6 protein-coding genes and 1 tRNA gene are annotated in these 6,021 nt (G+C 44.1%); 4 read left to right on the forward strand and 3 right to left on the reverse strand.

All coding sequences use genetic code 11. The annotated features are described in order from the left end of the window. Positions 1-179: 179 nt before the first annotated feature. Positions 180-264: transfer RNA gene (locus tag AB4496_RS18570), tRNA-Leu, on the reverse strand. A gap of 195 nt (positions 265-459) precedes the next feature. Here AB4496_RS18570 and AB4496_RS18575 point away from each other — a divergent pair. Next, positions 460-936, forward strand: coding sequence for an RDD family protein (locus tag AB4496_RS18575; RefSeq protein WP_017097527.1), 477 nt, complete (start codon positions 460-462; stop codon positions 934-936). A gap of 61 nt (positions 937-997) precedes the next feature. Here AB4496_RS18575 and lptG read toward each other — a convergent pair whose 3' ends face one another. Beyond that, entirely contained in the window at positions 998-2,068 is a 1,071-nt protein-coding gene (lptG, locus tag AB4496_RS18580) for an LPS export ABC transporter permease LptG (RefSeq protein WP_017103680.1), read from the reverse strand. 3 nt (positions 2,069-2,071) lie between these two features. After that, positions 2,072-3,172 carry an LPS export ABC transporter permease LptF gene (gene lptF, locus AB4496_RS18585; protein ID WP_009847716.1) on the reverse strand — a complete coding sequence of 367 codons (1,101 nt, stop codon included), beginning with the start codon at positions 3,170-3,172 and terminating at the stop codon, positions 2,072-2,074. Positions 3,173-3,363: 191 nt separating this feature from the next. Here lptF and pepA point away from each other — a divergent pair, with 191 nt between their 5' ends. The 3 genes from pepA to AB4496_RS18600 all read left to right on the forward strand — a co-directional run. Continuing rightward, positions 3,364-4,884, forward strand: a complete 1,521-nt coding sequence (gene pepA / locus AB4496_RS18590; RefSeq protein WP_017097529.1) for a leucyl aminopeptidase — start codon at positions 3,364-3,366, stop codon at positions 4,882-4,884. A 99-nt stretch (positions 4,885-4,983) separates the two neighbouring features. Continuing rightward, complete coding sequence (locus AB4496_RS18595) at positions 4,984-5,433, forward strand: DNA polymerase III subunit chi (RefSeq protein ID WP_102257862.1); 450 nt, start codon at positions 4,984-4,986, stop codon at positions 5,431-5,433. Between the two features lie 103 nt (positions 5,434-5,536). After that, positions 5,537-6,021: class I tRNA ligase family protein (locus AB4496_RS18600; RefSeq protein ID WP_372131591.1), on the forward strand; the 485-nt coding region annotated here is incomplete at its 3' end.

Here is a 6,021-nt window from a genome sequence, read left to right on the forward strand (position 1 = left end):
TTTAAGATAATTAATTTACTAAGGAATCGCATTACGAACGGAAACGGTAATATTTTGGAATGGCACAATAAGAACTGACTGATTGGACAGGCGTTCCTGTCGCTACTACGAAGGCAACACTTTCTATTCTCCAGATATAACAAAGCCCCGACTTGAGTCGAGGCTTTGTTATTTAAATATGGTACCGGTAGGCGGACTTGAACCGCCACGCCCGAAGGCAACGGATTTTGAATCCGTCGTGTATACCAATTTCACCATACCGGCATTATCTTGGGGCATTGCCCTGTCGATGTTTGGCATTATACGTATGCGAACTGATGTGGCAAGTATAAAAACTTGAATTCATGTGTGTTTGCCGATAATTTCGCCACTAAGTCATAAGCTGTGCGTCATGTCTCTTTTCAGGCCAAGCCTTAAACTATATTCTGACGCCTCAATTTTTAAAGAAGTAATAACACCATGACATCAACAAACACTCTGCCACCAGCTGGGGTAATGCGCCGATTTGGTGCCTTGTTCTATGACGCACTCATTGTAATCGCTATTGAAATGATGGCTGCCGGCATCATTGTTGCTCTACTGCACGCACTCATGGCTCTTGGTATTTTTAACCATAGCGGGTATGCCGATGTCAGTGACTTCTTGACTAATCATCCGATTTGGAGCCCTGCGTATACTTTTTACTTAGTCGTCGTTTGGGTTTACTTCTTTGTCTTCTTCTGGACCAGAGCAGGTCAAACTCTGGGGATGAGAGCTTGGAAGCTACGAGTTCAAAACAAAGATGGCTCTGCGATCACAATAACTCAAGCGCTAATACGTTTAGGTACATCGGGGTTTGGACTTGCAAACTTATGTGTTCCATTCGATCCTCAGAAACGTGGCTTTCACGATATCTGGGCAAAGACCGAAGTCGTTGTGTTGCCAAAGGCACAATAACGCTATTAAGCGAACTTAAAGCAAGATCAAAAAAGGAAGGCTTAACGCCTTCCTTTATCATTTATAGTTTCCGCCTCAAGAGCATGATGGCAATTCCGAAAAACACCACGCTAGGGGCTATCGCACCAAAGGCTGGTGGTATTTGATAAACCAAGCTGATTGGACCAAAGAACTCGCTGGATATATAGAAAGTAAAACCAGCAATCACACCAGAGAGAATCCTTGCTCCCATGGTCACGCTACGTAAAGGACCAAAGATAAACGACAATGCCATCAACATCATGACCGCTATCGAAATAGGTTGAGTTATCTTTCGCCACAATGCTAGCTCATAACGTGCTGCATCTTGTTCTGATGCTTTGAGATAAGAAACATAGTCATACAGCCCACTTAACGACAGCTCCTCCGGTTTCACCGTCACTATCGCGAGTTTGTCTGGAGCTAACGATGTTTCCCAAGAAAAAGTCGGTAAATTCTCTTTAGTGACCTGAATTTCATTCTCAAAAGAGGTGACCTCAACATCGCGCATTGTCCAAACGTTGTCTCCAACGTAATCGACTTCTTTTGAGTATATGGCCGTTTTCAGAGCCTTGTTCTCATCATAGCGCCACATGTTCAAACCATAGAGCTTATCATCGTCTATTTTAACAATGAAAATAAAGTCGTTGGCATCTCGAGCCCAAACACCGCTTTGAGTAGAAATAATACTACCACCAGCAACCGAGATGGTTCTTAAGTCACGAGCCATCTTCTGCGCTTGCGGAGCTCCCCACTGCCCAAGCAATGTCACTATCACCATTAACGGAATCGCAGTCTTAAGTACCGATAAACCAATATCTAACTTAGAGAAACCCGCGGCTTGCATAACCACAAGCTCAGAACTCGCAGCAAGCATACCAAGCCCAATCAATGCACCAAGCAATGCCGCCATTGGGAAGAACATTTCGATATCACGAGGAATACTCAATAAAACGAAATACAACGCTTGTAATAGATCGTATGTACCACGACCTACCTTTCGCAATTGCTCAACGTACTTGATAATTCCAGAGAGACCGACAAACGTCACCAATACCAGTGAGGTGGTCGCGATGATGGTTCTGCCTATATATAAATCGAGAATCTTAAACACGGCTTAAGCCAACCTCTTATTCTTGAATTTTTCTTTCAAACGCCTAACAGGCACACTATCCATAAAGTTGGCACCAATCGCGACAAACAATAATAATGCATTGATTGGCCACATGCCTATTGCAGCAGGAATGTCCCCTTCTTCAATTGAAGATTTGGTTGCACTGATTGCCAAGAAGTAAGTCAAATAAATCAGGATTGCCGGACCTATTTTTGCAAAACGACCTTGTCGTGGATTAACTGCTGACAGCGGTACAACGAGCATAGTCAACAATGGGATACACAACACCAGTGACATGCGCCACTGCAATTCAGCCTTGGCACGATTATCTTGATTTCCAATAAGATCAATAGTTGGAATCGCTTCCCACTCTCGACCTTTCTTCTCTACTTCACGCTGACCAATTAAGCCTTCATACTCTTCAAAGTGCGTCACTCTATAATCAAGGCGAGAAGGCACTCCTTCATGACGAGTACCATCGTACATCACAATAACTTGGCGGCCATCGCTCAATTCTTTTACGTCTCCCGACTTAGAGAACATCACACTAGGAAGCACTGAGTCACGAGGTCGCATTTGAGAAACGAACACATTGTCTAATTGATTACCATCGATACCCTCTATAAACACAACTGAAGAACCATCGGGAGTCCTTGCAAATTTGCCTTTGGGTAGTAAATCGACGCTGTTCTCTGCAGCCACTTCCTCATACATTTGTTCTACTTTATCTTGTGACCACGGAGACAGCCAAAAGGAGTTAAAAGCAGCGACAGTTGCGGTAATCAACGCCAGATAAAGTGCTGATTGGATGAGGAATTTATTGCCAATACCCGTAGCATTCATCACCACAATCTCACTTTCGGCATAAAGGCGGCCAAAAGTCAGCAAAATGCCAATATAGATACTAAGTGGAAGCATCAAGAGCCCCATCGCTGGCATATTTAGACCCACGATCGATAATACAAGGCTTGCTGGAATATCACCATCAGAGGCGTCGGCTAAAACACTGATGAACTTTTGGCTGAGAAACACGAGAAAGAGAACAAAAAATATCGCAAATTGGCTCTTGATTGTCTCTCGGATCAAATATCTAACAATAATCACGCTCAAATTACCTATACAAAACTTGTTTTTTTGATTGAATCACTATAATTTCCCGTTGAACCTTTTATTTTTTAAATTTTTAGCTAAGTGTTAACGTTCTTCTTTAAGGTCAGTTCCATTATAGGATCCAACAAGTAAGAACCCATTATCCAACATTTAGTTCGATTTGTCTTCAGGATGTAGGAGTACGCATGGAGTTCAGTGTAAAAAGTGGCAGCCCAGAGAAACAGCGCAGCGCATGTATCGTTGTCGGTGTATTCGAACCGCGCCGCCTTTCTCCAGTAGCCGAGCAGTTAGATAAGATTAGCGATGGCTATATTAGTTCACTGCTTCGTCGCGGTGATCTAGAGGGTAAACCTGGCCAGATGCTACTACTGCATCAAGTACCTGGTGTACTTTCAGAACGTGTTCTGCTTGTAGGCTGCGGTAAAGAACGTGAGCTAGGCGAGCGTCAATATAAAGAAATTATCCAAAAAACCATCAGTACACTAAACGAAACGGGTTCTATGGAAGCAGTATGTTTCCTGACTGAACTGCACGTTAAAGGTCGTGATACTTACTGGAAAGTTCGCCAAGCAGTAGAAGCGACTAAAGATGGCCTTTACACTTTTGATCAATTCAAGAGTAATAAACCTGAGACTCGTCGTCCACTACGTAAACTGGTATTCAACGTACCAACTCGTCGTGAATTGAGCCTTGGTGAGAAAGCAATTTCTCACGGTCTTGCGATTGCTTCAGGTGTGAAAGCGTCTAAAGATCTAGGCAACATGCCACCTAACATCGCAAATCCTGCTTACCTTGCATCTCAAGCTCGTCGCTTGGCCGATGATTACGAGACAGTGAAAACTAAGATCATTGGCGAAGAAGAGATGGAAAAGCTGGGTATGACTTCATACTTAGCGGTAGGCCGTGGTTCTAAGAACGAATCTATGATGTCTATCATGGAATATAAAGGTGCTGCTGACCCAGATGCAAAACCGATTGTTCTAGTCGGTAAAGGTCTTACTTTCGATTCAGGCGGTATTTCGCTTAAGCCTGGTGAAGGTATGGATGAGATGAAGTACGACATGTGTGGTGCGGCTTCTGTATTCGGTACAATGAAGGCACTAGCTAAACTGAACCTACCGATTAATGTAGTTGGTATCCTAGCAGGTTGTGAAAACATGCCAGGCAGCAATGCTTACCGCCCAGGTGATATCCTAACGACCATGTCAGGCCAAACAGTTGAAGTGTTAAACACGGATGCTGAAGGTCGCTTGGTTCTATGTGATGCGCTTACTTACGTTGAACGCTTTGAACCAGACTGTGTTGTCGATGTAGCAACACTCACTGGCGCGTGTGTGATGGCGTTAGGTCACCACATCAGTGCTGTACTGTCTAATCACAACCCACTATCTCACGAGTTAGTGAATGCTTCTGAGCAAGCAAGTGACAGAGCATGGCGCATGCCAATGGCCGATGAATACCATGAGCAACTAACGAGTCCATTTGCAGATATGGCAAATATCGGTGGCCGACCTGCTGGTACAATCACAGCAGCATGTTTCTTATCTAAATTTGCTAAAAAGTACCACTGGGCACACATTGACAGTGCCGGCACAGCTTGGAAGTCAGGCGCAGCGAAAGGCTCGACAGGTCGTCCTGTCTCAATGCTTGTCCAATTCTTATTGAACCGCAGCGGCCATGAGACTGAAGAGCAATCTTCAAAATAATAGAAAGGGCCTACGGGCCCTTTTTTAATAAGCGTTATTTGCTAGCTCCTGTTGACCAAGTATGATTGGTTTCCACGATTCCAAGTTCGAGTATTCAGTATGCAGACTGCCACATTTTACATTGTGTCTTCAGACAGCCCACAAGCCGGCGAAGAGAGTTTTGCTCACTACGTGTTGTTTCTTGCTCAGCATTTTGCAAAACAAGGCGCTAAACTTTATCTCAACTGTAACGATAAAGTTCATGCTGAGCGTATCGCTGAAGTTTTTTGGCAGGTAGAGCCTACTGAATTTATCGCGCACAACTTGGTTGGCGAAGGTCCAAAATATTCAACGAATATTGAGATAGGCCATCAAGGAGTCAAACCTAATTGGAACCGCCAATTGGTAATAAATCTGGCCGATAATCATACAACCTTTGCGAACGCCTTTGCTCAGGTGATAGACTTCGTTCCTTGCGAAGAAAAAGCTAAGCAACTCGCTCGAGAAAGGTATAAAATTTACCGTCAGGCTGGATATCAGCTACAAACTATCGAGATTCAACATCCATAGTCAAACCTCATAGTTAAAGCTATCTTTGGATTTAGATTCAAGAAGCTTCACTTATGAAGTTTGACCACGATTAACCATTCACAGTATCCGTTATAAGAGCACTATGGAAAAGACATACAACCCAACATCAATCGAACAAGCTCTGTATAAGACTTGGGAAGAGAAAGGCTACTTTAAGCCACACGGTGACACATCAAAAGAAGCTTACAGCATCATGATCCCGCCACCGAACGTCACTGGTAGCCTACACATGGGTCACGCGTTCCAAGATACGATCATGGATACACTTATCCGTGCTCAACGTATGAAAGGCAAAAACACGCTTTGGCAAGTGGGTACTGACCACGCTGGTATCGCAACTCAAATGGTTGTTGAGCGTAAGATCGCTGCTGAAGAAGGCAAAACAAAACACGACTACGGCCGTGAAGCTTTCATCGACAAGATCTGGGAATGGAAAGGCGAATCTGGTGGCACGATCACTCAACAACTTCGTCGTCTTGGTGCATCTGTAGACTGGGATCGTGAGCGATTCACTATGGATGACGGCCTATCAGCTGCGACTCAAGAAGTATTTGTTCGCCTATACGA

It is taken from the genome of Vibrio sp. 10N.222.46.A1, assembly GCF_041473595.1.
In the GTDB taxonomy this organism is placed as follows: Bacteria; Pseudomonadota; Gammaproteobacteria; order Enterobacterales; family Vibrionaceae; genus Vibrio; species Vibrio tasmaniensis_A.

What these genes read in the sequence shown, in the direction of transcription:
- pepA (WP_017097529.1), top strand. Translation starts at nt 3,364, where the DNA reads ATGGAGTTCAGTGTAAAAAGTGGCAGCCCAGAGAAACAGCGCAGCGCA.
- AB4496_RS18595 (WP_102257862.1), top strand. Translation starts at nt 4,984, where the DNA reads ATGCAGACTGCCACATTTTACATTGTGTCTTCAGACAGCCCACAAGCC.
- AB4496_RS18575 (WP_017097527.1), top strand. Translation starts at nt 460, where the DNA reads ATGACATCAACAAACACTCTGCCACCAGCTGGGGTAATGCGCCGATTT.